This is a genomic window from Pseudovibrio sp. Ad26 (genome assembly GCF_001623285.1).
Taxonomy (GTDB): domain Bacteria; phylum Pseudomonadota; class Alphaproteobacteria; order Rhizobiales; family Stappiaceae; genus Pseudovibrio; species Pseudovibrio ascidiaceicola.
Genome location: NZ_LMCE01000157.1, coordinates 87,875 through 112,115, shown reverse-complemented (window position 1 = coordinate 112,115; position 24,241 = coordinate 87,875). Strand labels below are relative to the sequence as shown.

At 50.7% G+C, this 24,241-nt stretch carries 21 protein-coding genes; 18 read left to right on the top strand and 3 right to left on the bottom strand.

Annotated elements, in window-relative coordinates:
• Positions 1-28: 28 nt before the first annotated feature.
• Complete coding sequence (locus tag PsAD26_RS27160; RefSeq protein WP_063312894.1) at positions 29-508, bottom strand: hypothetical protein; 480 nt, start codon at positions 506-508, stop codon at positions 29-31.
• Between the two features lie 319 nt (positions 509-827).
• Between PsAD26_RS27160 and PsAD26_RS27155 the strand changes: the two genes are divergently transcribed.
• Positions 828-1,274, top strand: coding sequence for an AprI/Inh family metalloprotease inhibitor (locus PsAD26_RS27155; protein ID WP_063312893.1), 447 nt, complete (start codon positions 828-830; stop codon positions 1,272-1,274).
• A 7-nt stretch (positions 1,275-1,281) separates the two neighbouring features.
• Here PsAD26_RS27155 and PsAD26_RS27150 read toward each other — a convergent pair whose 3' ends face one another.
• Positions 1,282-2,460: a pyridoxal phosphate-dependent aminotransferase gene (locus PsAD26_RS27150; protein ID WP_063312892.1), complete on the bottom strand. Its 1,179-nt coding sequence runs from the start codon at positions 2,458-2,460 to the stop codon at positions 1,282-1,284.
• A gap of 194 nt (positions 2,461-2,654) precedes the next feature.
• Here PsAD26_RS27150 and PsAD26_RS27145 point away from each other — a divergent pair, with 194 nt between their 5' ends.
• From PsAD26_RS27145 to PsAD26_RS27125, 5 genes are all read left to right on the top strand, one after another.
• Positions 2,655-2,891: a hypothetical protein gene (locus tag PsAD26_RS27145; RefSeq protein ID WP_063312891.1), complete on the top strand. Its 237-nt coding sequence runs from the start codon at positions 2,655-2,657 to the stop codon at positions 2,889-2,891.
• A gap of 160 nt (positions 2,892-3,051) precedes the next feature.
• Positions 3,052-4,137, top strand: a complete 1,086-nt coding sequence (locus PsAD26_RS27140) for a GTP-binding protein (RefSeq protein ID WP_063312890.1) — start codon at positions 3,052-3,054, stop codon at positions 4,135-4,137.
• Between the two features lie 6 nt (positions 4,138-4,143).
• On the top strand, positions 4,144-5,121 hold the full coding sequence (locus tag PsAD26_RS27135; protein WP_063312889.1) for a WD40 repeat domain-containing protein: 978 nt from the start codon (positions 4,144-4,146) through the stop codon (positions 5,119-5,121).
• Positions 5,122-5,142: 21 nt separating this feature from the next.
• Positions 5,143-5,667 carry a DUF2937 family protein gene (locus tag PsAD26_RS27130; RefSeq protein ID WP_063312888.1) on the top strand — a complete coding sequence of 175 codons (525 nt, stop codon included), beginning with the start codon at positions 5,143-5,145 and terminating at the stop codon, positions 5,665-5,667.
• Positions 5,668-5,795: 128 nt separating this feature from the next.
• Positions 5,796-6,737 carry a LysR family transcriptional regulator gene (locus tag PsAD26_RS27125; protein ID WP_063312887.1) on the top strand — a complete coding sequence of 314 codons (942 nt, stop codon included), beginning with the start codon at positions 5,796-5,798 and terminating at the stop codon, positions 6,735-6,737.
• Between the two features lie 14 nt (positions 6,738-6,751).
• On the opposite strand, the gene PsAD26_RS27120 is transcribed toward PsAD26_RS27125, so the two are convergent.
• Positions 6,752-7,840 carry a Glu/Leu/Phe/Val dehydrogenase dimerization domain-containing protein gene (locus PsAD26_RS27120; protein WP_063312886.1) on the bottom strand — a complete coding sequence of 363 codons (1,089 nt, stop codon included), beginning with the start codon at positions 7,838-7,840 and terminating at the stop codon, positions 6,752-6,754.
• Positions 7,841-8,070: 230 nt separating this feature from the next.
• On the opposite strand from PsAD26_RS27120, the gene PsAD26_RS27115 reads away from it, so the two are divergent.
• The 12 genes from PsAD26_RS27115 to PsAD26_RS27060 all read left to right on the top strand — a co-directional run bounded on the left by PsAD26_RS27115 (position 8,071) and on the right by PsAD26_RS27060 (position 24,123).
• Positions 8,071-9,945, top strand: a complete 1,875-nt coding sequence (locus tag PsAD26_RS27115) for a DUF1007 family protein (protein ID WP_063312885.1) — start codon at positions 8,071-8,073, stop codon at positions 9,943-9,945.
• Between the two features lie 704 nt (positions 9,946-10,649).
• The gene (locus PsAD26_RS27110; RefSeq protein WP_063312884.1) at positions 10,650-11,738 is read left to right on the top strand and encodes a TRAP transporter substrate-binding protein; all 1,089 of its coding nucleotides are present in this window, start codon (positions 10,650-10,652) and stop codon (positions 11,736-11,738) included.
• Positions 11,739-11,867: 129 nt separating this feature from the next.
• Positions 11,868-12,401, top strand: a complete 534-nt coding sequence (locus PsAD26_RS27105; protein WP_063312883.1) for a TRAP transporter small permease subunit — start codon at positions 11,868-11,870, stop codon at positions 12,399-12,401.
• A gap of 6 nt (positions 12,402-12,407) precedes the next feature.
• Complete coding sequence (locus PsAD26_RS27100; RefSeq protein ID WP_057461841.1) at positions 12,408-13,988, top strand: TRAP transporter large permease subunit; 1,581 nt, start codon at positions 12,408-12,410, stop codon at positions 13,986-13,988.
• Between the two features lie 450 nt (positions 13,989-14,438).
• Positions 14,439-16,421 carry an AMP-binding protein gene (locus tag PsAD26_RS27095; protein WP_063312882.1) on the top strand — a complete coding sequence of 661 codons (1,983 nt, stop codon included), beginning with the start codon at positions 14,439-14,441 and terminating at the stop codon, positions 16,419-16,421.
• A 5-nt stretch (positions 16,422-16,426) separates the two neighbouring features.
• Positions 16,427-17,236: an ABC transporter ATP-binding protein gene (locus PsAD26_RS27090; RefSeq protein ID WP_063301125.1), complete on the top strand. Its 810-nt coding sequence runs from the start codon at positions 16,427-16,429 to the stop codon at positions 17,234-17,236.
• A 10-nt stretch (positions 17,237-17,246) separates the two neighbouring features.
• Positions 17,247-18,230, top strand: coding sequence for a branched-chain amino acid ABC transporter permease (locus PsAD26_RS27085; RefSeq protein WP_057461839.1), 984 nt, complete (start codon positions 17,247-17,249; stop codon positions 18,228-18,230).
• Positions 18,231-18,242: 12 nt separating this feature from the next.
• Positions 18,243-19,319 (top strand): branched-chain amino acid ABC transporter permease, encoded by a 1,077-nt coding sequence (locus PsAD26_RS27080; RefSeq protein ID WP_063291081.1) that lies wholly within the window; start codon positions 18,243-18,245, stop codon positions 19,317-19,319.
• Between the two features lie 72 nt (positions 19,320-19,391).
• Positions 19,392-20,705 carry an ABC transporter substrate-binding protein gene (locus tag PsAD26_RS27075; RefSeq protein ID WP_063312881.1) on the top strand — a complete coding sequence of 438 codons (1,314 nt, stop codon included), beginning with the start codon at positions 19,392-19,394 and terminating at the stop codon, positions 20,703-20,705.
• Positions 20,706-20,793: 88 nt separating this feature from the next.
• Positions 20,794-21,657, top strand: coding sequence for an ABC transporter ATP-binding protein (locus PsAD26_RS27070; RefSeq protein ID WP_063300987.1), 864 nt, complete (start codon positions 20,794-20,796; stop codon positions 21,655-21,657).
• A 123-nt stretch (positions 21,658-21,780) separates the two neighbouring features.
• Complete coding sequence (locus tag PsAD26_RS27065; protein WP_208985896.1) at positions 21,781-22,803, top strand: ribonuclease T2; 1,023 nt, start codon at positions 21,781-21,783, stop codon at positions 22,801-22,803.
• 75 nt (positions 22,804-22,878) lie between these two features.
• Complete coding sequence (locus PsAD26_RS27060; RefSeq protein ID WP_063312879.1) at positions 22,879-24,123, top strand: AMP-binding protein; 1,245 nt, start codon at positions 22,879-22,881, stop codon at positions 24,121-24,123.
• The last annotated feature ends 118 nt before the right edge of the window (positions 24,124-24,241 follow it).

Sequence of the window (24,241 nt, the reverse complement as noted above, 5' to 3'; positions counted from 1 at the left end):
TGAGCGCTCCAAGATAAACTTGATAGATTCAGATTTTCGATTGGATGAGGTTGCCATCACTGTTGATCTGAACTGCATAAGTACCTTTGCCCGTATCAGTTTCTGTAAATTTTGCTGGATCAACTTTGCTTTGTAAGAGTTCTACCAGCTTTGCATATCCTGCGATCGTGTCTGAGGATTGGTTCATTTTCCAATCGTCAATGTTTCCGAAAATGAGCACTTCGCTAAACTGATCTTTTCCTTCTTTGATACGTAGAATATCCAGATAATTGAAAACCGTCTGAGCATTTTCCTCTCTGAAAACAGGGAATGCAGAAGATGGAAGTGGTGGGACGTACTGCCCCCAAAAGACCAGATGGGCCAGCGTGAAAGAGCTGTCTACTCGGACTGCGACTCCGATGCAGGAGTCCAAACCTGTCGTGATCATTAGATCGCGCGATGTTGCGTATTCCTGCTCACGGATCGCTCTATCATTGCAGGCTACATTCATGATGTAGGTATGAGCCATTTCGTCTTCCTTGTTTGTTGTTGTTTTGATTGCGGGAAGGGCCGCCGACTTTAGAAGACGAAGGGATCGGTGATTTGTGAAGCAAATCACCTAAAGCAGATGTGTTTTGCACTCAATGTAAATAATAACTAGTATGTAATTAGATTTATTTTAGATTGTATCTGTATTCAACAAGTAATGCGTGTATTTGTTTTTGAGTTAAATCCATGAATAAGTTATGTTTTTAGATCTGTTATCTCTCATTTAATTTCCTGTTAACCTTGAGTTAACTGATTGCGCCCAGAATCTGTACATAAAACAGATCCTGGAGGCTATTCGTATGCATGGGATTTTGAGAAAAACAGTAGTAGCTGCCGGCGCAACCCTGGCGTTAGCTAGCTTTGGCGTCCTATCCGGTCAAGCCAGTGTAATTTCTGGTCACTGGTCAATTTCTGATGTGTTGTCGTCTAAAACCTGCTCTGCGCAGCTCGGGTCTGAGCCTGCTGCGAGCGGATATGGCAATGCGTTTGAGACAAAGAACTGTCAGGGGCTTTATGCGCCTATCTCCAAAGCCACAGCATGGCAGTGGAGCTATGATGATGGCTTGTCGCTGATGGATGCAGACGGGAAAGTCGTGCTTCAGTTTGATATTGATGAGCTTGATGGATTGACCTCAATTGGGCCTTCCTCTCTATTTCTCATCATGCAGCCTGTGAATCAGGACAGTAAGGCCTCAGACCTTTCCAATTTGATCGAAAAGGCCATTGTGGTGACAGCGCAGCGTTAGAGCTTTCCTACTTGGTGTGGGTGCTTAGGAAATCACCCACACGGCTCAATGCACGGCTGATGTTCTCCTCTGAGTTGGCGTAGGAGAAACGCAGATATCCTTCTCCCAAGACACCAAAATCAGGTCCGCCGATGAGCGCAACACCGGCTTCCTCCAAGAGTGCTGAAGCTAAGGGTTTGGCTTGCCATCCTGTTTCTTTGATATTCGGGAATGCGTAGAAGGCGCCTTTGGGTGTATTGCAGGAGATGCCGGGCAGGGCTTTTAATCCCTCCACTACGAGCTTACGTCGGCGGTCAAAAGCCAACATCATCTGATCAACTGCATCCTGCGGGCCTTCGATGGCGGCAATGCCTGCGTATTGGCTGGGTGTGTTGACGCATGACCAACAGTTCACGGCAAGCTTGCGGGCTTTATCAATGAGAGAAGCTGGCCAGACGGAATATCCCATGCGCCAGCCAGTCATAGCCCAAGTCTTGGACCAGCCATTGAGCAGGATGAGTTGGTCTTTGAGCTGCTCGAACTCCATCAAGGATGTGTGCTTGAGCCCGTCATAGGTCATTCGGGAATAAATCTCGTCAGATAGCACTGGCAGGTTTGGATGGTTTTCTAATCCCTTCACCAGCTTCTCTATCTCAGAGCGCGGTGTCACGCCGCCAGTTGGGTTGGCAGGGGAGTTGAGAATAAGCAGTGCTGTGCGCTTATTGATCAGATTAAGGGTTTCTTCGGCTGAGAAAGCAAAGTCGTTTTCTTCACGGATTGGCACCGGGATTGGTGTTGCGCCGGTGAACTCGATCATGGAGCGATAGATCGGGAAGCCGGGGTCTGGGTAGAGGATTTCCTTGCCGGGCTCACCAAACATCAGGATTGCCATGAACATGGTGACCTTGCCACCGGGAACGACCATCACGTTGTCTGGTGAGACATTCGCTCCAGTTTCAGCATGTAGGCTTGCTGCGATGGTTTCGCGGAGTGGGAGAATACCCGTTGCACCGGTGTAGCCGTGGTGGCCATCGCGCAAGGCTTTGATGGCTGCTTCTACGATGTGTTCCGGCGTTTTGAAGTCTGGCTGGCCGATGCCGAGATTGATGATATCGCGGCCCTGCTGAGCAAGCTCAGTTGCACGTGCCAAAACGGCGAATGCGTTCTCGTCCCCGATGCGGTCAAACGCCTCTAAGGTTTTCAGCATTATGGTTGGCCTCCCAGTCCCCCAAAACAATTGGCTGGATGGTAGGGGATGGAAACGATTGAATGCAAACGGAAATTAGTTGAGTGGGTTGAGTGCTGGAGGTGGGGTGGTCCCGTTTAAGCCATCGGTGTTGGCTTCTTGCTTCTGTCAAATAACGCGCCTAGGATCATTATGTATTTTGATTGGAGATTTTTATGAGTGGTCTTCGTGTACCTGAGAAGATCAGGTCTATAGGTGTTTTTCAGTTTGTAACGAGAAGCCCGGCGCGCATTGTTGTGACAATGGCGATGATGATTTTGATTTATATGTTTTTCTTTTCTCCCTTGCTGAACAGCAGTATGCCGGTTGCCATTAGCTTTGTGGTGTTCTTCATCATCTTTTGTATCGGTTTTCTGCTTGTTCTGGAGCTTCGGCGCAAACTTGGATTGTGATGCTGGTTGAGAGTTACTCGCCAATTCCTGGGGGACAGAAGGGGCGATAACAGCTAATCAGCAGCTAGGGTCTTTTGCTGGCAGAGCAACTGTCTATATTGAGGGCACGAGATTTATGCGCCGGCACTAAGCAAGCGCGCACCCATCCAAGGAGACGTAAATGTCCGAGGCTGCTGATAGCCGTATTCCTGTTACCGTGCTGACCGGATATCTGGGCGCAGGTAAAACCACCTTGTTGAACCGTATTTTGAGCGAAAACCATGGCACGCGTTATGCTGTGATCGTCAATGAGTTCGGCGAAATCGGTATCGACAATGACCTTCTCGTTGAGTCTGACGAGGAAGTTTATGAAATGAACAACGGCTGTATTTGCTGTACTGTTCGTGGTGATTTGATCCGTACTGTTGAGAACCTGATGAAGCGCAAGGGTGCGTTTGATGCGATCATCGTGGAGACCACTGGTGTTGCAGATCCGGCTCCTGTTGCGCAGACTTTCTTCATGGATGATGACGTACGTGAAGCCGCCAAGTTGGATGCTGTTGTTGCGGTTGTTGATGCCCGCCATGTTCAGCAGCGTTTGAAGGATACCAAAGAAGCTGAAGATCAGATTGCGTTTTCTGATGTGATTTTGTTGAACAAGACCGATCTTGTTTCAGCAGAAGAACTGGCTGGTGTTGAAGCGGCGATCCGTAAGATCAACCCATATGCGAAGATCCATCATACAGAGCGTTGTCAAATTGCGATTTCGGATGTTCTGGATCGTGGGGCCTTTGAACTGGATCGTATTCTCGATCTGGATCCAGAGTTCCTGAAAAAAGCTGAACTCGCGCACGATCATGAGTGTGGTCCGGATTGCGACCATGATCACGATCATCACCATCATGGACATGATCATGGCCAGGCTGACCATGAATGCGGGCCTGACTGTGATCACGACCATGAAGACACGCATTCTGTGAAGTCTTTCTCCTTTACTGTCGGCGATCTGGATCCGAAAGTCTTCTTTGACTGGATCAATCAGGTGACACAGCTTCAGGGGCCGAACATTCTGCGCATGAAGGGAATCCTGTCGTTCAAGGATGATCCGCAGCGCTATGTGGTGCAGGGCATTCATATGATCGTGGAGGGCAACCATCAGCGAGATTGGCGGGATGATGAGAAGCGTGAAAGCCGCATCGTCTTCATCGGTCGTGAGCTGGATGGCGCTGCGCTGAAAACTGCGTTTGAAGCTTGTGTTGCGGAGTAAGTTCTGGTGCCTGTAACTGCTCCTCTTGATACTGATGGCTTTGTTGTTTCTGCAAGCTTTCTTGGTGATGTTGCTGCCTTTGCCAGTGGTGAAGGTTCTGTCTTTTTTGCTGGTGGGTCGGAAACACAAACGCCGGTTCACAAAAACGGTTTGCTTTGTGCAACGCCATCTCTGGATGGCAAATCTTTGATTACTGGCGGTGGCGATGGCCGGATCTGCAAGGTCCACAGTGATGGCCGTGTTGAAGAACTTGCCGAGCAGCCGCGCAAATGGATCGACATTATTGCTGCTGGCCCGCAGGACAGTGTGGCCTATGCATCTGGTCGTACGGCTTGGGTTCGCTTGAAAAGTAGCGAGATCAAAGAGTTTCAGCTGCCGCGTGCTTTTGCTGGTCTGGCTTTTGCGCCGAAAGGCATGCGTCTTGCTGCTTCTCGTTATGATGGCGTGACTTTGTTTTGGGTGAATGCCGCTGGTGATCCCCAAGAGCTGAGCTGGAAGGGCGCGCATAGTCTTGTCACGTATTCTCCTGAGGGGAAGTACCTTGTGACCACGATGCAGGAGAACGCTCTGCATGGGTGGCGTCTGGCGGATAGTCAGGACATGCGCATGACCGGTTATCCGGGCAAGGTGAAGTCTGTGAGTTGGTCTGCCAAGGGCAAGTATCTAGCGACCTCTGGCGCTCAGGCTGCGATCCTCTGGCCGTTTATGGGCAAGAGTGGGCCTATGGGGCAGGCACCGTTGGAACTTGGCGTACGTGGTGACAGCATGGTTACGACCGTTTGCTGTCATCCGACTGAAGAGATGGTGGCGATTGGCTATCAGGATGGCATGGTGATGGCTGTGCGTTTCCACGATAATGCCGAAGTTCTGCTGCGTCGTCCTGGTGCTGGCCCTGTTTCTGCCCTTGCATGGGATAAGACGGGGAACCGGCTCGCCTTTGGTACGGAAGAGGGCGCTGCTGGAGTGATCACGCTGGTGGATTAGTTAGGGTATGGGAGGTTTACTATGATGTTTGCAAGGGTTCTGACGCTTGGCGTTGCACTTGTAAGCGGCACTGTGACCTCTCAGCTTCCTGAGTTTGCTCAGCAATATCGCCAGCGCATTGGTGGAGCCATTGATGCGCTGGAAGAAGTGAAAGCCGACTTTGTTGCGGATGCGACGGCGACCAACAAGAGCGTTTCGGCCGCATTAGAGCATATGGCGCAAAGTGCGGACCAGTTTGTACAGCTGCGCGGGATGAGCATTGAGCGATCACTGGACCGGCTAGGATCTTTGAAAGAGCAGCAGTTGGCTATGACGAGTGCTGCGGCCTTTGAGCGGGTCTGGATCTTTCTGAGAGAACCGGACACCAAGATCTCAAAGGCAACCTGGGAAGATTTTGAGCCTGCTGTGCCTGTGACGGTTGAAGGCGGTGTCTTGGCTGGGATTGGTTTTGCGATCGGTTTATTTATGTTGCGTCTGGCCGGGCTTGGTGGACGTGTAAGGCGCCGCAGAAAGCATCGGGGACAGCAGCAGGTTGGCACACAGTGACGACGACCACCTAAAGCAGTTTGCAATCCAAGCAAGTCTAGATGAGCTGCTTTAGCCTTTGTTTGTGCGTATCTTTATTCAGAAACCGGTGTCCACTTTCCGGAGATACGCTGTAAGAGGTTTGATCGATGGATTCCATCACACGAATTAGATGTTTTTTGCAGGTGGTAGAAAGCGGCGGGTTTTCGGCTGCAGCACGTGACATGGGGCGCTCGAAGGCGCTTATTTCCAAGTATGTGAGCGAGCTGGAAGATGAGCTGGGCGTGCGTTTGTTGAACAGGACGACCCGTCAAATTTCTCTGACACAGGTTGGTGAAGCCTATTTTCGTGAAGCTGGTGAGCTGTTGCAGCGGTTTGATGACCTGAAGGATGCTGTTCAGCAGGACCACCGGGAAGTGCGAGGTCGGCTGCGGCTTAGTGCTCCGCGTTCGTTCTCTGAAGCGACGCTGGGCAGAGTGCTTGCCTCGTTTTTGCAAGAACATCCGCGTGTTGAGCTGGATATTGAGATGGAAGATCGCTTCGTCGATATTGTCGAGGAAGGATATGATGTTGCTATCCGTGTGGCCGAGCTTGAGGATTCCAGCCTGATTGCGCGGAAGATCCGTGACGTTCGTGTCGTGGTTTGTGCCTCTCCTGCGTATTGGGAAGCGCATGGGATGCCTGAGAAGGCAAGTGATCTGGCGAATATGCCGTGCATTATTGATACCAACTACAAGCACAAGACCAACTGGATGTTTCTGGCAAATGGGGAGCGATTTTCTGTTCCCGTTAAAGGACCGATGCATGTGAACAGTGCAAAGACTGCGGTTGCAGCGGCGCTGGCAGGCCTTGGCGTTGTGCGTTTGCCGATCTTTTATGTGCTGGAAGAGTTGATGGCAGGCACGCTGATACCAGCATTGGAAGACTACGAAGTGCCTGGGCCTGCGATGTACGCGGTTTATCCGCATCGCAGGCATCTGTCAGCGAAGGTGCGCGCCTTTGTTGACTACATGGTCAACTGGCACAAGCAATTGGAGCAGCATGGTGACTGCCCCAAAATGCTTGATGGGCCTGTACCCAAAGAGGATTAGAGCGACCCTCTGTTTTAAGCCGGATTGTGATGGTGCTGGAAACGCTCTTCAGCCAACTCATCTGCGATGATGTTGGTTGGACGCTTTTCTGCATCGGCTCGATCAAAGATCTGAGCAAGCGTACCGCCGATGGCGAGGGTTTTCTGGCGCACGATTGAGTCTGATGCACCAGGCTGGCCCAAAGCGACAGAGATTACGCCGCCTGCGTTGATGGCATAATCTGGAGCGTAGAGGATGCTGCGTTTCATGAGAGCTGCGCCGTCTTCCTGTGTTTCCAGCTGATTGTTTGCAGCTCCTGCAACCACAGCTACTTTCAGCTCTGGGATGGTCGCAGCATTCAGGCCACCGCCAAGCGCGCACGGAGCAAAGATGTCTGCTTTGACGAGATGTGCGTCGTCTGGAGATACGCTGGATGCGCCGAGCTCTTCTATGGCGCGTGTTACTGCCGGATCATAGATGTCGGAGACAATCAGGTTAGCGCCTGCTTCATGCAGCTGACGGGCTACATCATATCCCACATGGCCCAGACCTTTGAGTGATACAGTCATGCCTGAGAGATCTTCTGAACCGAACTTGTGCTTAGCAGCAGCCTTGATGCCAACGAAGGTTCCCAATGCGGTGTACGGCGAAGGATCGCCAAAACCAGTTGCGTCAGTCCCGCGAGCGAACTGAGTTTCGCTGCCAATGATTTCCATATCATCAGAGCTGATGCCCACGTCTTCTGCTGTGATGTAGCTGCCGGACAGGCGGTTGATGTGTCTGCCGAACGCTCTGAGAAGTTCAGGGGTTTTATCCGTGCGCGGGTTTGCGATGATAACTGACTTTCCTCCTCCCAAAGCAAGGTCAGCCAACGCGTTTTTATAGGTCATGCCTTTCGAGAGGCGGAGAACATCAGTCAGAGCTTCATTCGCGCTTGCATAGTTCCACATGCGGCATCCACCGAGACCGGGACCGCGGTTGGTATTGTGAACCGCGATGATCGCTTTCAAGCCCGTTTCGTTGTCTGTTGCAAATACGATTTGCTCGTGGCCAGCGAATTCTGGATGATCCAATGGGGTCATGTAGGTATCGATCGTTATTTTATTATGCAATGGCACGTTCATTCAGCCCTCCCAAACGAAATTGAACAAGAAGCGTTGTGGGGATATTGGTTTATTCTTAAAGCAATATCCGGTTTATTTCGTAGGTGATGGGCATCAAATTCGGAAGAATTATCCGAATGGTTCTAAATTACGGGAAAAACGTATCTCACGACCTTCAATAAATGGGTCTTGAATTTGCCGTTATTTTATTACACTTGTCGTACTGGGTTCTCACATATTGTTAAGGCACCATGTCTCATAAGCTCCTACGGTTTTTGACCGCATTCTGCATGCTGTTGGTATTTCTATTGCCTTCTCAACAGGTTGCAGCACATCCGCACATGTTTGTGCAGGTGCGCGCTGAGCTGGTGTTTGATGATGACGGGTATCTGACTCACATCCGGCACAAGTGGCTGTTTGATGATCTGTATACGGCCTATGCAGTGCAGGGGTTGGACGTCAATCAGAATGGGTTTTTCGAGAAAGATGAGCTGGCTGAGCTTGCCGAGATCAATATTCAAGGTCTCAGCGAGTATGGTTACTTCACGTTTGGTGATGACAGTCAAACAGAGATAGATTTTTCTCAGCCGTTTGAACCTTCGATGAAGATGATCAAAGTGGCTTTTGATGATTATTGGTTGATCAGTGCAGAAGACAAGCAGGCAATTGCGGAAGAGATTGCTGCTGGACGGAGCCAACCAGACACGAGCCCGGTGTCCTTGGTGGAGCTGAGCTTTTCCTTGCCGCTTAAAAAGAAAATCAAAGCTGATAAGCCGATTACGCTCGATGTATATGATCCAACTTATTACATCGATTTTAAGTGGCCTAAGGGGGATACGGCTGTTTCACTGAGCAATGCTCCAGGCAAATGCTCCGTTGAACTGGTTCATCCTCCCGAGCTGGATGGGCAAATTGCTGCTCAGTTGGCAACTATTGGGGCTGACCAGCGTAATGTGCCTGAAGCTCTGCAAAGTTACACCTCTGTGCTTGTCAATCAGGTGATTGTGTCTTGCGATGGCGCTGTGACAGCAGCTGCGACTACAGGCAATACCAAGTTTATCTCTGAGATCACGCCTCAGCCGGTTGAGAGCGCTCCTGCAACTGCAGAAGATGCGGTGGCAGTGCTTGCGCAAGGTGGTGATGCAATGGCGTTGTCATCCGTCTCAGAGCGTGAGAATGTGGGTGCTGTTGATGCTGACCTGCGCGGCCCGGATATGAATATCTTTCAGCAGGGTATGGCGACGATTACCCGTTTGCAGAATGAGTTTTATCTAAAACTGACAAGTGCGCTGAGAAACTTCCGCAACAACCCTTCTGCTGGCTGGCTTCTGATGCTGATCAGCTTTGCCTATGGTGTGTTTCATGCTGCAGGGCCGGGGCATGGTAAGGCGGTGATTTCATCTTATGTCATTGCGGATGAGCAGACCTTGAAGAAAGGGATCGCGCTGTCCTTTGCCTCTGCGTTCGCGCAGGCGGTGACAGCGATTGTGTTGGTTGGTGGAGCAGGGGTTCTCTTGCACCTGACCAGTACTGCGATTAATGCGACGGCGCGCTGGTTTGAGCTTGGCTCTTATGTGCTGGTCTTCGTGCTTGGTCTCTACCTTGTTTGGCAACGTGTTCTGAAACCATGGTTTGGCAAGAAACCTGCTTCCAGCTGCGGGCATTCTCATGACCACGATCACGACCATCACCACCATGACCATGAGCACGCAGGGCATGGTGAAGTTTGTTCCAGTTGCGGGCATGCACATGCGCCTGATCCGAAGATGGTTCAGAACTCAGCCATGACACTCACAAGCATCTGGTCGATCATTCTGGCAGTGGGGCTTCGCCCATGCACCGGTGCTTTGATCGTGCTTGCGTTTGCGTTTTCTCAGGGCATGATTTGGGCTGGTGTGGCCTCCACGCTCGTGATGGCATTGGGGACAGGTATTACCGTTTCTATTCTGGCGAGTCTCGCAGTGCTCTCGCGTGAGGTTGCCTTGCGGATCTGGGGTGCCGACAGTCAGGCTGGTACGGTTATTCTGCGCGGTTTTGAGGTGGTTGGCGCTCTGACTATTTTGCTGATGGGAACGTTGATGCTGATTGCTGGGCTGAATGGTGGCGCAACGGCAGGTCTGTTCTAGATTACGGCAATTTTTGGAAGAATCGCTCTCGAAATGCCTGAGAAATTTGCTTTCAAGCAATTTCGTATGGGTGTTTTCGAAGAAATTCGCGCTATCGTTAATGCGCGAACCTGTAGAAAACCACACCTTCGTGTGGATAGTTGTTTGTGCATCGGAATGCATCTTTAAATGTTAGCTGTCTTCGCTTTGCAATGCCGACCTGATTGAGGTCTAAGGCCTCGGATTTATCGGGTGGCATCGTGTCTGCGCACTTCTGCTCAGTTTCAGCTGAAACTGTAGATTAGTTTCCTCTAAATTATTGTATTTTAAAGCATCTACCACCTGCGTGGCCTAATTCACCCAGAAAATTAATGGAGCAATGCTCAAGCCAGTTAGGTCATGTAGGCTGACTTATTAACATTGAAATAAAAGGCTATGAATTCCGATTTTGGAGGTTGATTGTTAGCCCTCAAGGGCGGAGATTCCTAAAAATGTTTCGATAGTTACGTTGCGGCTGGTTTCGGTTGAAAACGCATAGATGAGGTACGCTCAGTTGATCCAAGAATAATTAATTTGTCCAATAGGGTGCAGATTTCCTTGTATTTTCACGTAGTTTTAGGGTTATAAGAAGTTGGTCATGTTGTCGCAGAGATCTCAATGGAAGAGGTTCAATTCTGCGGAGGCATAAAGAGATTTGATTTAAGAAGCTCTTGGGAGGAGTTTTTATGGACCGCCGTAGTTTTCTGAAAAATGCTGGTTTGGCAGGTGCAACCGCTGGCGCAGCTACTCTTGCAGCTCCAGCACTCGCAGCTGGTAAGCGCGAACTGAAAATGGTCACCACCTGGCCTAAGAACTTCCCGGGCCTCGGTACTGGCGCACAGCGCATCGCTGACCGTATCACTGCTGCCAGTGAAGGTCAGCTGACTGTAAAGCTGTTTGCTGCCGGTGAACTTGTTCCTGCATTTGAGAGCTTCGACGCTGTTTCCAATGGTACAGCTGACATGTACCACGCTGCTGACTACTACTGGCTCGGCAAGCACAAAGCATTTGGCTTCTTCACTGCCGTTCCAATGGGCATGACAGCTGCTGAGCTGGAAGCATGGATGCATTTCGGTGGCGGTCAACAGCTTTGGGATGAGCTTGCTGGTCAGTTCAACGTTAAATCCTTCCTGGCTGGTAACACCGGTCTGCAGGCAGGCGGCTGGTTCAACAAAGAGATTAACTCTCTTGAAGACCTCAAAGGCCTGAAAATGCGTATGCCTGGTCTGGGTGGTGAAGTTCTTCGCCGTCTGGGTGCATCCGCTGTTGCGCTGCCTGGCTCTGAAATCTTCCCTGCACTGCAGTCTGGCGCGATCGATGCGACTGAGTGGGTTGGTGCATGGAACGACATGGCATTCGGTTTCTACAAAGTTGCTAAGTACTACTACACTAAAGGCTTCCATGAGCCAGGTGCTGGCCTGTCCTTCGGCATGAACAAAGATGTTTGGGAAAGCTTCACACCTGGTCAGCAAGAGCTGATCCGTTCTGCATGTATGGCAGAGAACAACTACATGTTCGCTGAGTACAACCACAACAACGGTGCTGCTCTGGAAACTCTCCTGACCAAGCACAACGTTCAGGTTCGTGACTTCTCTGACGACGTGTTTGATGCAATTGGCCGTAAAGCTGAAGAAGTTGTTGCTGAAGTGGCTGAGACAGATGACATCTCCAAGCGCATCTACGAAAGCTACATTAAGTCTCGTAAGGAAACCTCTGCATGGTCCAGCCTTGCTGAGCGTAACTACCTGACAGCTCGCGATCGTATCCTGGGTTAATTTTACTTATTGCTGCACAAGCTCTCCGCAATCCTTGCGGGGAGCTTTTCTTTCAAGAGCTCTATCTTGGCCTTTGGGGCCCAATAATAATCCTAGAGGCTTGGTTTAGACCAAGACGAAGAGGCGGGCATGCGCGCCCTAATGAACCTGATTACCTCAGTCAATCGTGGCATCGGCAAGAGCTGCGCCTGGCTGACTTTGGGCATTGTGCTTGTCCAATTTACAGTGGTGGTGATGAGATACGTTTTCGGTATCGGTTCCATCTGGATGCAAGAATCCATCACCTACATGCACGGTTTCCTGTTTATGTCGGCTGCTGCTTATACGCTAAGCGTAGATGGGCACGTGCGGGTCGATATCTTTTACCGGGATGCTCGCCCACGTATCAAAGCGATGGTTGATCTGCTTGGTTCGGTGTTCTTCCTTCTTCCGATGTGTGCAGTGATTGTCTATTGGTCCTGGGGCTATGTGCTCAGTTCCTGGGCAATCTGGGAAGGGTCTCAGGAAGCCTCCGGCATTCAAGGACGGTATCTTCTGAAGAGCGCGATTATTGCCTTTGCCGTTCTGGTTTCCTTACAGGGTGTCGCCATTATTCTTCGAAGTGTTCTTGCCCTTCGCGGTGACAAGAAGGCACTCGACTCATTTCGTCAGATCCAGGAGTAATCGGAGATGGATGGACTTCTTCATACTCTTGATATTTTGATGTTTGCGGTTGCCTGTATTTGTTTGTTGGCGGGCTTCCCTGTTGCATTTACTCTTGCGGGTGTTGCACTGATTTTCGCTCTGATCGCGTCGTTCTTTGGCGGTAGCGTGACCCTTGGTGCGATCCCGAGCCGAATTTTCGGCACCATGTCTAACGAAACCCTGATCGCGGTTCCACTCTTCATCTTCATGGGTGTGATGCTGGAGCGTTCCAAGGTTGCGGAAGAGCTGCTGGAAACTATGGGCCGGTTGTTTGGGCGTATGCCGGGCGGTCTGGGGCTTTCTGTCACGATTGTGGGTGCTCTACTTGCCGCTTCAACCGGTATTGTGGGCGCCACCGTGGTGACCATGGGGCTTTTGTCTCTGCCGACCATGCTGCGTAACGGTTACAGCCCGCGTCTTGCCTGCGGTTCGATTGCGGCCTCGGGTACGCTGGGGCAGATTATTCCGCCTTCCATCGTGCTTGTGTTCCTTGCTGACCAGCTTTCCAACGGATACCAGATCGCTCAGCGTGAGATGGGTAATTTTGCTCCAGATCCGTTCTCTGTAGGAGATTTGTTTGCAGGGGCGCTTATTCCTGGTCTTGCACTTGTTGGCCTTTACATTGTGTACCAGCTGTTTGTTGCGTTCACACAGCCGCACAAAGCGCCTCCAATGCGTGATGACGGATCTGCGGGACCAACCCTCAGTCAGGTTCTTCACGCTCTTGTGCCGCCAATTGCGCTTATTATCGCGGTGCTTGGTTCAATTCTCGTAGGTATTGCGACACCAACTGAAGCTGCTGCTGTTGGGGCTGTTGGTGCGTTGTTGCTTGCTGGATACCGCATGGAAGAAGACAAGCCTTGGCCGGTGTATCTGGCTGTGCTGTCTCTTGTTGTGATGTTGGTTCTGACATCCTTCATGGACCTGCGTGTGGCACGTACCGTGATCCCGACTGGTGATATGATTGGTATCTGGGTTGCAGGGCTTTCCTGTGCAGTGCTCGCTTATGGGTTGCTCGTTTCGCTTTACCGTGTGATGGCGAAGAAAGTGCTTATGCCAGTGATGCAGTCGACCACACAGATCACCTGTATGGTGTTTGTGATCCTGATCGGCGCAACGTTCTTCTCCCTGATCTTTCGTGATCTGGGTGGCGAAGAACTGGTGAAGGAAGCGCTGACCGGTCTGCCGGGTGGTGCGCTGGGTGCTATCATTGCGGTTATGGCTGTAATGTTCGTGCTGGGCTTCTTTCTGGACTTCCTGGAAATCGTGTTCGTGGTTGTTCCACTTGTTGCGCCAATTCTGCTGCAGCTTGAGATGCCTAATGGTGAACCGATGAGCCCTGCATGGCTGGGTGTGATGATGGCTGTAAACTTACAGACATCGTTCCTGACGCCTCCGTTTGGCTTTGCGTTGTTCTACCTGCGGGGTGTGGCGCCGCCGTCAGTGAAAACCTCAGACATTTACTTCGGTATCATCCCGTTTGTTCTCATTCAGGTTCTGATGCTGATCATCCTGTGGTACCTGCCGGAAATGGCAACATGGTTGCCGAAAGTGATCTACGGCTAAAAGTAGTAATCGCTTAGTATATGTAAGGGGCGCGAGTATTCGCGCCCCTTTTTTGTTGCAGTGCCACTAGCCCAAAGTAGTGATTCTTTTTTGACTTAGTCCAATGATCTACAAAAAGGAATTGAAACCTAATCAAAAGTATTGGGCATTGATTTACCTATAGTATTTCGCTTATGCGTGACAAATATAATGCATGTATACCTTAGTATAGACTTTTTTGAATGTAACTCGTTGAAATATCACAGTTTTGCATTGCACAAGTGTTCAAGGTTGCAACGCGCAATGAATAAAACCCATTAAAAAAGCTTTCGTATCTTGCTAAGAATAAGTCCAGGGAGGAGCTCGCAGGTGGAGGACTTGCGAGGCGGGGCTATTAGTCTTTCGTATTTCCTCAGAGTAAACAGGCAGACCAAAGGCACAAGGTGACCTTTGGTGAGAGGTGATTCAAAGATGCAGGTGCCTCCGTCAGCGGGTATGGACACATTTCCGCAGTTGCTTATTCGGAATGCGCGGGAATGGGGGGATCGTCCCGCGTATCGCGAAAAGGACCTCGGGATCTGGCAGAGCTGGACCTGGCGTGAGGTCCTTGGAGAAGTGTGCAAGCTTTCTCTGGGGCTCAAGAGCCTTGGGTGCAAAGAGGGCGACAAGGTTGCGGTGATTGGTGCAAACCGTCCGCATCTTTATTGGGTTTTTGCCGCAGTGCAGGCGTTGGGTGGTATTCCGATCCCAGTCTATTCTGACTCAGTGGCAGAAGAGATCGCCTACGTTCTTGGCCACGCAGAAGTGCGCTTTGCGGTTGTTGAAGATCAGGAGCAGGTTGATAAGCTGCTTGAGATGTCTGAGAAGCTGCCGCTGCTCGAGCACGTCATTTACGAAGACCCTAAAGGCCTTCGTGATTACGACCACACAAGCCTTCATCGTTACCTGAGCGTTCAGGAAGCCGGGCAGACTCTGCTCGACAACGATGAGAAGCTTGCTGATGACTGGTTTGATGCCGTCAGTGCTGGCAAGAGTGAAGACATTGCTGTGATCCTTTACACCTCCGGTACGACTGGTCGTCCGAAAGGGGTGATGTTGACCTTCAATAACTTGGTTGTTGCTGTTCAGAACGCGAACAAGTTTGATAATCTCGATGAGAATGCAGACACAGTTGCGTACCTGCCGATGGCATGGGTGGGTGACCATGTGTTCTCCTACGCACAGTGTCTTACAGCCGGGTACTGTGTGAACTGTCCTGAAGGTCCGGAAACAGTTTCGATTGACCGTAAGGAAATTGCCCCAACTTACATGTTTGCACCGCCGCGGGTGTTTGAGGGTATGCTGACGCACATCACAGTTCGCATGGAAGATGCGGGCAAGATGAAGAAGAAGCTGTTTGACTACTTCCTCAATTACGCAAACCAGGTTGGTGAGCGCATTTTGAATGGAGAGAAAGTCTCTCTGTTTGAGCGCATCAAGTATGCTGTCGGTGAATTCTGCGTGTACGGGCCGCTGAAGAACGAGATGGGTTTTTCTCGTGTTCGTGTGGCTTACACCGCAGGTGAAGCGATTGGTCCTGAGATCTTCAAGTTCTACCGCTCAATCGGCCTGAATCTGAAGCAGCTTTATGGCCAGACGGAATCTTCCGTGTTCATCACCTCGCAGCCGGATGGGCAGATTTATGCTGATACGGTTGGTGTTCCTATGCCAGATGTTGAAGTGAAGATCGCGGAGAGTGGTGAGGTTATGTATCGCTCACCGGGCGCGTTCCTTGGTTATTACAAGAACGATGAGGCAACGAAGGATACCAAGACTGAGGATGGCTGGGTTCATACTGGTGATGCTGGCATGTTCCTTGAAAATGGGCACCTTAAGATCATTGACCGTGCGAAGGACGTGGGCAAGCTGACTGACGGCTCAATGTTTGCGCCGAAGTACATTGAGAACAAGCTGAAGTTCTTCCCGAACATCAAAGAAGCTGTGACCTTTGGGAATGAGCGCGACTACGTTTGTGCCTTTGTGAATATTGATCTCGTTGCGGTTGGTAACTGGGCTGAGCGGAACAATATTGCATATGCTTCCTATCAGGAACTGGCCGCGCATCCTGACGTTTATAAGACAATCCAAAGCCATGTGGATCAGGTGAACAAGGATCTTTCTGAAGAGCCAATGATGGCTGGTGCTCAGATCAAACGCTTCCTTGTTCTGCATAAAGAGTTGGATCCGGATGATGGCGAGCTGACACGTACTCAGAAAGTACGTCGTAACTTCGTTGCTGACCGTTATGCGCCTCTGATTGAAGCATTCTATACGGGTGAGACCTCCAAGCATGTGGTGACCGAGGTGACCTTCGAAGATGGCCGTCAAGGCTCCATTGAAGCCACCGTCGAGATCCGGGACTTGGACACCCATAGTGCTAAAGCAATGACCGCGATTGGGGAGGCGGCAGAATGACTGTAATGGATCCAACGCTCGAAGAGGTCAAAAAAAGGGCCGAGGAGCGCGAGGTTCTGCTGGATCTTGAGAACGTTTCTCTCTCCTTTGGCGGCGTCAAAGCAATTACGAATATCTCCTTCAACATCAAGAAGGGGGAAATTCGCGCGATCATTGGTCCCAATGGTGCTGGCAAGACGTCCATGCTCAACGTGATCAATGGTTTCTATCAGCCTCAGGAAGGTGTGATCACCTTCAACGGTGAACGCCGAAAATCCATGAAACCGCATCTTGCGGTTAGTCAGGGTATCGCTCGAACTTTCCAGAACGTTGCTTTGTTTAAGGGTATGTCCACGTTGGATAACATCATGGCTGGTCGTGCAACACGCATGAAGCAGAACATATTCTGGCAAATGCTCTATTGGGGCCCTGCTCAGCAGGAAGAAATCGAGCACCGTAAGAAGGTCGAGGAGATCATTGATTTCCTCGAAATCCAGCATATCCGTCGTACTCCCGTAGGGACGCTTCCTTACGGCTTGCAGAAGCGTGTTGAGCTTGCTCGTGCTTTGGCGATGGAGCCAGAACTGCTGCTGCTCGATGAGCCGATGGCAGGGATGAACCTGGAAGAGAAAGAGGACATGAGCCGCTTCATTCTGGATGTAAATGATCAGCTCGGCACTACGATTGCTCTGATCGAGCATGACATGGGTGTTGTGATGGACCTTTCCGACCGTGTCGTTGTTTTGGACTATGGCCGCAAAATCGCAGATGGCGTGCCAGAAGAAGTACAGAGCAACCCAGAAGTTATTGATGCCTATCTGGGCGTGTCACACTAGGGAGCACCCCATGGAAACACTTTATAATGTACTAATTGATCCATTTGTTCAGATGTACGGAATGCCGGACTTCTTTCTGCAGGTGTTGTGGGAAGGTCTTGTCTCTGGTGTTCTTTACGCGCTGATTGCACTTGGTTTCGTTCTCATCTTTAAGTCCTCGCGTATCTTCAACTTTGCGCAAGGCATCATGGTTGTGTTTGCTGCGCTGTCTTTGGTTGGCCTGCATACCTTCCTGGTTCCGTTTGTTGGCAACGAGTTTGTTGCTGCTGCAATCGCGATGCCGCTTACTCTTGGCATTATGTATGCGTTGGCAATGAGCGTTGAGCGCGTTGTGCTTCGTCCGCTTGTAGGTCAGCCAGACATCATTCTGTTCATGGCAACCATTGGTATCACCATGTTCCTCATCGGTTTTGGTGAGTTTGTGTTCGGTGGTGAGAACAAGGTGATGATCACCGAAGCGCTTGGTATTCCAACGGGTGCTATTGAGTTTGAACCGTTCGGCGGCTTCCTTCTTCTGGAAGAAAAAGACGTGTTCGCGGTTGTTATGGCGATCGTGCTGGTTATCAGCCTGCTGGTGTTCCTGAACAAATCTGCGATGGGTCGGGCGATCCGTGCGCTCGGTGATGATCATACTGCAGCGTTGTCTGTTGGTATCTCCCTCAGCACTATCTGGGTTCTGGTTTGGTTTATTGCAGGTGTGATTGCTCTTGCTACCGGTGTCGTCTGGGGTGCTCGTGCTGGTGTATCGTTTGCTCTGGAAGTGATTGCGTACAAGGCCTTGCCAGTGCTGATGCTTGGTGGTCTGGAATCTGTATCAGGCGCGATTATCGGCGGTATTGCCATCGGCCTTCTGGAAAAAGTCTTCGAAATTTACTGGGGTCAGCCTCTGTTTGGTGGCAACACCGAAACTTGGTTCGCCTTCATCTTTGCTTTGATTGTTCTGCTGTTCCGTCCGCAAGGGCTGTTCGGTGAGAAAATCATCGAGCGCGTGTAAGGGAGGCCTGACGTGTTTTACAGAACTTCTGGTCAGTTCAAAACGACCTATGAAAGTGATCAGGCGCTCTTCCCAATCAAGCAGGATATGGTCCTGCTGGTTGTGATCCTTGCCGCTATGTATGTGGTCTTTCCGATGTTCGCATCGGAGTTCACCTACAAGGCTCTGCTTGTGCCAGTGCTGATTTATTCTCTGGCATCGCTTGGCCTGAATATTCTGACCGGTTATGCCGGGCAGCTTTCGCTGGGTACTGCGGGTTTCATGGGCGTTGGCGCTTATGCTTGCTACAAGATCACTACGATCTTCCCAGAAATGAACATCATTGTTGCGTTGTTCCTTTCTGGCTTCTTCTCTGCTGCAGTTGGGGTCGCGTTTGGTTTGCCGTCGCTGCGCATTAAAGGTTTCTACCTTGCGATTGCGACGCTTGCTTCGCAGTTCTTCCTAGTGTGGCTCTTTGAGAAGTGGGCGTGGCTTTACAACTACAATGCATCCGGCGCGATTGAAGTGCGCACCATGGACATCTTCGGTCTTGTTGTAACAGGCCCGAATGCGTCGCCTATGGTTCAGTACTACTTTGTTCTTGGCATTGTTTCTGTCGTGACCTTTGCGATGATCAACCTGACACGTGGCCGATATGGCCGTACGTGGAAGGCTGTTCGTGACATGGATATTGCTGCGGAACTGGTGGGCATCAACTTGATGCGTGCAAAGCTGTCTGCCTTTGCTGTCAGCTCCTATATCGTGGGTATTGCCGGCGCGCTGATGGTGTTTTTTTGGAAAGGTGCTGCTGAGCCAAATCTCTTTGATATTCCAATGAGTTTCCAGATCGTCTTTATCGCGATCATTGGTGGCCTTGGCAGTGTGATGGGGAACTTCCTCGGAGCGATCCTGATTGTGGCACTGCCGGTTGTGCTGAACCTGCTGCCAGAAATGCTTGGTCTGAGCATTGGTTCTGCCACCATGGAACACGTCAACGTTATGGTGGTTGGTTCTCTCATTATCATGTTCTTGATTGTCGAGCCTCACGGTCTTGCGCGGTTCTGGGCGCTTATTCGTGAAAAGCTCATCATTTGGCCATTCCCTCACTAATAAAGAACTGCGGGAGCAGCTGGGGAATAGAGGAAATGGTCCGCGGCGGGAGCCGCAAACGCGGAGGAAAATATGAAACACTTTACGAATTTAGGTAAGGCTGTTGCAGCTGGTGCCCTTGCAGTTGCCATGAGCACTGCTGCAATGGCAGCAGACGGCCTTAACTTTCCAAACCTGACATACCGTACTGGCCCATTTGCGGGTACAGGTACGCCAATCATGAACGGCCAGCGTGACTACATGCTCATGCTGAACGAGCGTGATGGTGGTATTGGCGGCGTGCCAATCGATTATATCGAGTGTGAAACCGGTTACAACACCAACAAAGGCGTTGAGTGCTACGAGAAGACTAAGGGAGCAGCTCTCGTAACGCAGCCATGGTCAACCGGTATCACTTTGCAGGTTATGCCTCGCACCAACGTGGACCGTATTCCTATTCTGGCACCTGGCTACGGTTTCTCGCCAATGTCAGACGGTGATACGTTTGCGTGGGCGTTTAACCCACCAGTGTCCTACTGGGATGGCGCGTACATGATCCTCGACTACATTGCTGGTGGTGACATGTCTTCGCTGAAGGGTAAGAAGATCGTTCTTCTTCACCTTGACCACCCGTTCGGAAAAGAGCCAATTCCGCTTCTGGAAAAGCTTGCTGAAATGCATGACTTCAAGCTGGTTCCGATCCCTGTGGGTCTGAAAGAAATGCAGAACCAGTCTGCACAGTGGCTGCAGATCCGTCGTGAGCGTCCAGACAACGTCGTTATGTGGGGTTGGGGTGCTATGAACGCCGGTGCGATCACCGAAGCGGTTAAGACCCGTTACCCAATGGAAAACTTCATTGGCATCTGGTGGTCTGGCTCTGATGCTGACCTGCAGAACGTTGGTGTAAAAGCAAAGGGCTACAAGTCTGTCAGCTTTAACGTTCCAGGTAACTATCCAGTTCTTGAAGACATCCGTAAGCATATAGTTTCCAAAGGCAACTCAGAAATCAAATCTGAAGCTGACATGGATACAGTCTTCTATCAGCGTGGTGTTATCATCTCCATGATCCTTGCTGAAGCAGCGAAAACTGCTCAAGATCATTTTGGTGAGAAGAACATCAATGCTGAACAGCTGCGCTGGGGCCTTGAAAATCTGGACATCACTGCAGCTCGCCTTGAAGAGCTGGGTATGAAGGGCATGACACCCCCACTGAAGATGGCTTGTGACAACCACACTGGTCACTCTGGTGCATGGATGCTTGAGTGGAACGGCGAAGAGTTTGTACAGGCAAGTGACCTACTGACTCCAAACCGTGAACTGATCAAGCCGCTTGAGCTGGAAAAAGCTGCTGACTACGCGAAAAACAATGCTCCTTGGCCAGGTCGAGGCGACCTTGCTTGTAACTAAGCCTTGTTGTTTTTGGTCGGGCGCGGTGGTGCCCGACCAATCTATCTAATTCAAACAATCGGAATGTTCGCAGGTTAAGGCTGATCTCATGAACGCAATTGCAGAACAGACATCAAAATCCAAGGCACCAGCCGCTAACCTGCAGGTTGCCGAAGACATTTTGTCTATCAACAACATCGAAGTCATTTACGACCACGTGGTTCTGGTTCTCAAAGGTGTTTCTTTGACCGTGCCTAAGGGTGGTATTGTTGCTCTGCTGGGTGCGAACGGTGCCGGCAAGACAACGACCCTGAAAGCGATCTCCAACCTGCTGCAAGCAGAACGTGGAGAAGTGACGAAGGGCAATATTGTTTTTCAAGGAAAGCAAGTTCAGGCGCTTTCTCCGAACGAACTGGTTCAGCGCGGATGCATTCAGGTCATGGAAGGCCGTCGCTGTTTTGGTCACCTTTCCATTGAAGACAACCTGATGACGGGCGCTTACACCCGCAAAGATGGTAATGCCGAGATCAAGCGTGATCTGGAAATGGTGTATGACTACTTCCCGCGTTTGCGTGAGCGTCGGGGATCTCAAGCGGGTTATACTTCTGGTGGTGAGCAGCAGATGTGTGCAGTGGGTCGTGCCTTGATGAGCCGTCCAGACATGATTTTGCTGGATGAGCCAAGCATGGGTCTTGCTCCACAGTTGCAGGAAGAAATCTTTGAGATTGTGAAGAAGCTGAACAAGAATGAAGGTGTGTCCTTCCTTCTTGCTGAGCAGAATACCAACGTTGCGCTTAAATACGCGACTTATGGGTACATCATGGAAGCTGGCCGTATCGTGCTGGATGGTGATGCTGATTCTTTGCGCGAAAACGAAGACGTGAAAGAGTTCTATCTAGGTGTCGGCGGAGAAGGGCGAAAATCCTTCCGTGATGGCAAACACTACAAACGCCGCAAGCGGTGGTTGGCGTAATCTGCATTAATTGAGAACTTGTCCCTAAAATCATGGGGGTGAACTGTCACAGGAAGTCAATGTATCTGGTTTTGAATAATCTGCATGCTGCTTATTGCTGCAAAAGGTATTTTGGAGGACCACATGCATTTTCTTTCTAAAGTGATTGTCGGGGCTGCGCTTTTGAGCGTGGCCTCTGTTTTGCCTGCTGCTTCTCAAGTGAAATTGGAGGGCTTCTTTCTTGCTGAGGAAGCCTGTCCAGCATTTCAATCTATTCGTAAGCAGACAAATCCTGGAAGTGTTTATGTGGAGCGCATGCGTGCCTATGAACTGCTTGGGAAGAACAAATCGCAGGCATCTCATTACTTCATTCGCATGAATGGCGTAAATCCAGCTGAGCGTTGGGTGGATGTTTCCTGTGGTCTGCATCTGGTTGAAGCTGATGGTAGCGGACAAGGTGCTGACAACGGCTCTGACGATTCTTCAGGATCGAAAGTTATTCGCCCAGCTGTACAGGGGCCATCAGGTGATGCTGAGTTCCTGCTTGCGGCGAGCTGGCAGCCTGCTTTTTGTCAGACACACCAAAATCTGCCGGAATGCATCAACCAGACCAGTGAGCGTTATGACGCGGACCATTTTGCTCTTCACGGGCTGTGGCCGCAGCCGCGGGGAAATTTCTGGTGTGGGGTTACTGAAGCCCAGAAAAACCTGACGGACCGTGAAAATCGTCATCGGTTGAACTCAATCCGCTTAAGCGATCAGACGAGAGCAGAACTGAACAAAGTCATGCCAGGGGCGCAGTCCTATCTGGATCGTTATGAATGGGTCAAACACGGCACTTGTTACAGCGATAGTCCAGAAGAGTATTACGCTGAATCTCTCGAGCTCATGGAGCAATTGAATAGCTCAGCTGTCCGTGATCTGTTTGCTGCCAATATCGGTGAGGTTCTGACCACAGCGCAGGTGCGTGCGGCGTTTGATGAAACGTTTGGTGCGGGCGCAGGGAACCGCGTTCAGGTGCGTTGCAAGGGTGGCTTAATTACCGAGCTCTTTATCAATCTAAAGGGCCGAATTGAGCCGGATACCCCGATGAGTGAGTTACTGTTGGCCGCGAAGCCAGTGCAATCTGATTGTCAGGGCCGTGTTGATCCTGTCGGGTTTAACTAGAGTACCTGTCCAATGAATTCGCGGGAGGCTTTCTTCTCCTGCTGGGAAAATGTTTGAGGCCATGGGAGGGCTTCTATGGGACACCAATATTTTGACGAGTTGGAGATCCGGTCTCCAGAGGAACGTGAAGCCGATTTGATGGCTCGGTTGCCAGGGCAGATTGCCATGGCAAAGAGTGAGGCATCTGGTTGGGCGAAACATCTGGCAGATGTTGATCCAGCTGAAGTCACGAGCCGTGAAGCTTTGGCTAAGCTCCCTGTTCTCCGAAAGTCGGACCTTCTTGCTGCTCAGGCTGAAGAGCCCCCACTTGGTGGGTTTGCTGCTGGCGATTTTTCTACATACAAACGCATCTTTATGTCTCCGGGACCAATCTGGGAACCGCAGGGATCTGAAGCTGATCCATGGAAATCAGCGCGTGCGTTCCATGCGACTGGAATTCGTCCGGGCGATATCGTTCACAATGCGCTGTCCTACCATATGACACCGGGTGGGTTCATTCTGGATCAGGGTGCACGTGCATATGGTTGTGTGGTGTTTCCTGCTGGTATCGGTAATACGGATATGCAGGTTTCTGCGATCTCGAGCCTGCGCCCAACGGCTTATGCCGGTACTCCGGACTATCTGAAGGTTATTCTAGACCGTGCTGCCGAGTTGGGGGCGGATGTAAGCTCCATCAAGCATGGTCTTGTTTCTGGTGGTGCCCTTTATCCGAGCTTGCGTGAGGAATACGCAAATCGCGGTGTGAAGGTTCTGCAAGCCTATGCGACGGCTGATCTAGGTATCGTGGCTTATGAAAGTGAAGCCATGGAAGGCCTGATTGCCAACGAAGATTTCATCATTGAAATCGTTCGTCCGGGAACAGGAGAGCCTGTTGAGCCGGGTGAGGTTGGTGAGTTGGTCGTGACGACATTCTCGCCAACCTATCCGCTTATTCGTTTCGCAACGGGTGATTTATCTGCAGTGCTACCGGGCATCTCGCCTTGTGGTCGTACGAACATGCGCCTGAAAGGGTGGATGGGACGTGCAGATCAACGTACCAAAGTGAAGGGCATGTTTGTTGACCCGGCACAGATTGAGCGTCTGCGCAAAAACGCTGGTGATGAGGCCGGGCGTGCGCGTCTCTCAGTCGTGCGTCAGGGGGAGCAGGACCATATGATCCTGAAGGTCGAGACTGAAGCTGCAAGTGATGAATTCATTGCGGCTTTGAAAAAATCTCTGAAAGAGCACACTGGCCTCAATGGTGATGTGGAGCTGGTTGCCCCCAATACCTTGCCAAACGATGGCAAAGTGATTTCTGATGAACGTGAAGTGACTGCATAGCAGCTTTTGATTTGATCGATTTTGAGAATGCCAGTCTGCGTATGTGGGCTGGCATTTTTCTATTTTGGGTAGTTTCACGGTAATAATCAGAAAATCATAGGGTTTGACCTTGGCGCGA

Coding starts and splice junctions, on each gene's coding strand:
- PsAD26_RS27160 (WP_063312894.1), bottom strand. CDS start 508: ATGGCTCATACCTACATCATGAATGTAGCCTGCAATGATAGAGCGATC.
- PsAD26_RS27155 (WP_063312893.1), top strand. CDS start 828: ATGCATGGGATTTTGAGAAAAACAGTAGTAGCTGCCGGCGCAACCCTG.
- PsAD26_RS27150 (WP_063312892.1), bottom strand. CDS start 2,460: ATGCTGAAAACCTTAGAGGCGTTTGACCGCATCGGGGACGAGAACGCA.
- PsAD26_RS27145 (WP_063312891.1), top strand. CDS start 2,655: ATGAGTGGTCTTCGTGTACCTGAGAAGATCAGGTCTATAGGTGTTTTT.
- PsAD26_RS27140 (WP_063312890.1), top strand. CDS start 3,052: ATGTCCGAGGCTGCTGATAGCCGTATTCCTGTTACCGTGCTGACCGGA.
- PsAD26_RS27130 (WP_063312888.1), top strand. CDS start 5,143: ATGATGTTTGCAAGGGTTCTGACGCTTGGCGTTGCACTTGTAAGCGGC.
- PsAD26_RS27125 (WP_063312887.1), top strand. CDS start 5,796: ATGGATTCCATCACACGAATTAGATGTTTTTTGCAGGTGGTAGAAAGC.
- PsAD26_RS27120 (WP_063312886.1), bottom strand. CDS start 7,840: ATGAACGTGCCATTGCATAATAAAATAACGATCGATACCTACATGACC.
- PsAD26_RS27115 (WP_063312885.1), top strand. CDS start 8,071: ATGTCTCATAAGCTCCTACGGTTTTTGACCGCATTCTGCATGCTGTTG.
- PsAD26_RS27110 (WP_063312884.1), top strand. CDS start 10,650: ATGGACCGCCGTAGTTTTCTGAAAAATGCTGGTTTGGCAGGTGCAACC.
- PsAD26_RS27105 (WP_063312883.1), top strand. CDS start 11,868: ATGCGCGCCCTAATGAACCTGATTACCTCAGTCAATCGTGGCATCGGC.
- PsAD26_RS27100 (WP_057461841.1), top strand. CDS start 12,408: ATGGATGGACTTCTTCATACTCTTGATATTTTGATGTTTGCGGTTGCC.
- PsAD26_RS27095 (WP_063312882.1), top strand. CDS start 14,439: ATGCAGGTGCCTCCGTCAGCGGGTATGGACACATTTCCGCAGTTGCTT.
- PsAD26_RS27090 (WP_063301125.1), top strand. CDS start 16,427: ATGGATCCAACGCTCGAAGAGGTCAAAAAAAGGGCCGAGGAGCGCGAG.
- PsAD26_RS27085 (WP_057461839.1), top strand. CDS start 17,247: ATGGAAACACTTTATAATGTACTAATTGATCCATTTGTTCAGATGTAC.
- PsAD26_RS27075 (WP_063312881.1), top strand. CDS start 19,392: ATGAAACACTTTACGAATTTAGGTAAGGCTGTTGCAGCTGGTGCCCTT.
- PsAD26_RS27070 (WP_063300987.1), top strand. CDS start 20,794: ATGAACGCAATTGCAGAACAGACATCAAAATCCAAGGCACCAGCCGCT.
- PsAD26_RS27065 (WP_208985896.1), top strand. CDS start 21,781: ATGCATTTTCTTTCTAAAGTGATTGTCGGGGCTGCGCTTTTGAGCGTG.
- PsAD26_RS27060 (WP_063312879.1), top strand. CDS start 22,879: ATGGGACACCAATATTTTGACGAGTTGGAGATCCGGTCTCCAGAGGAA.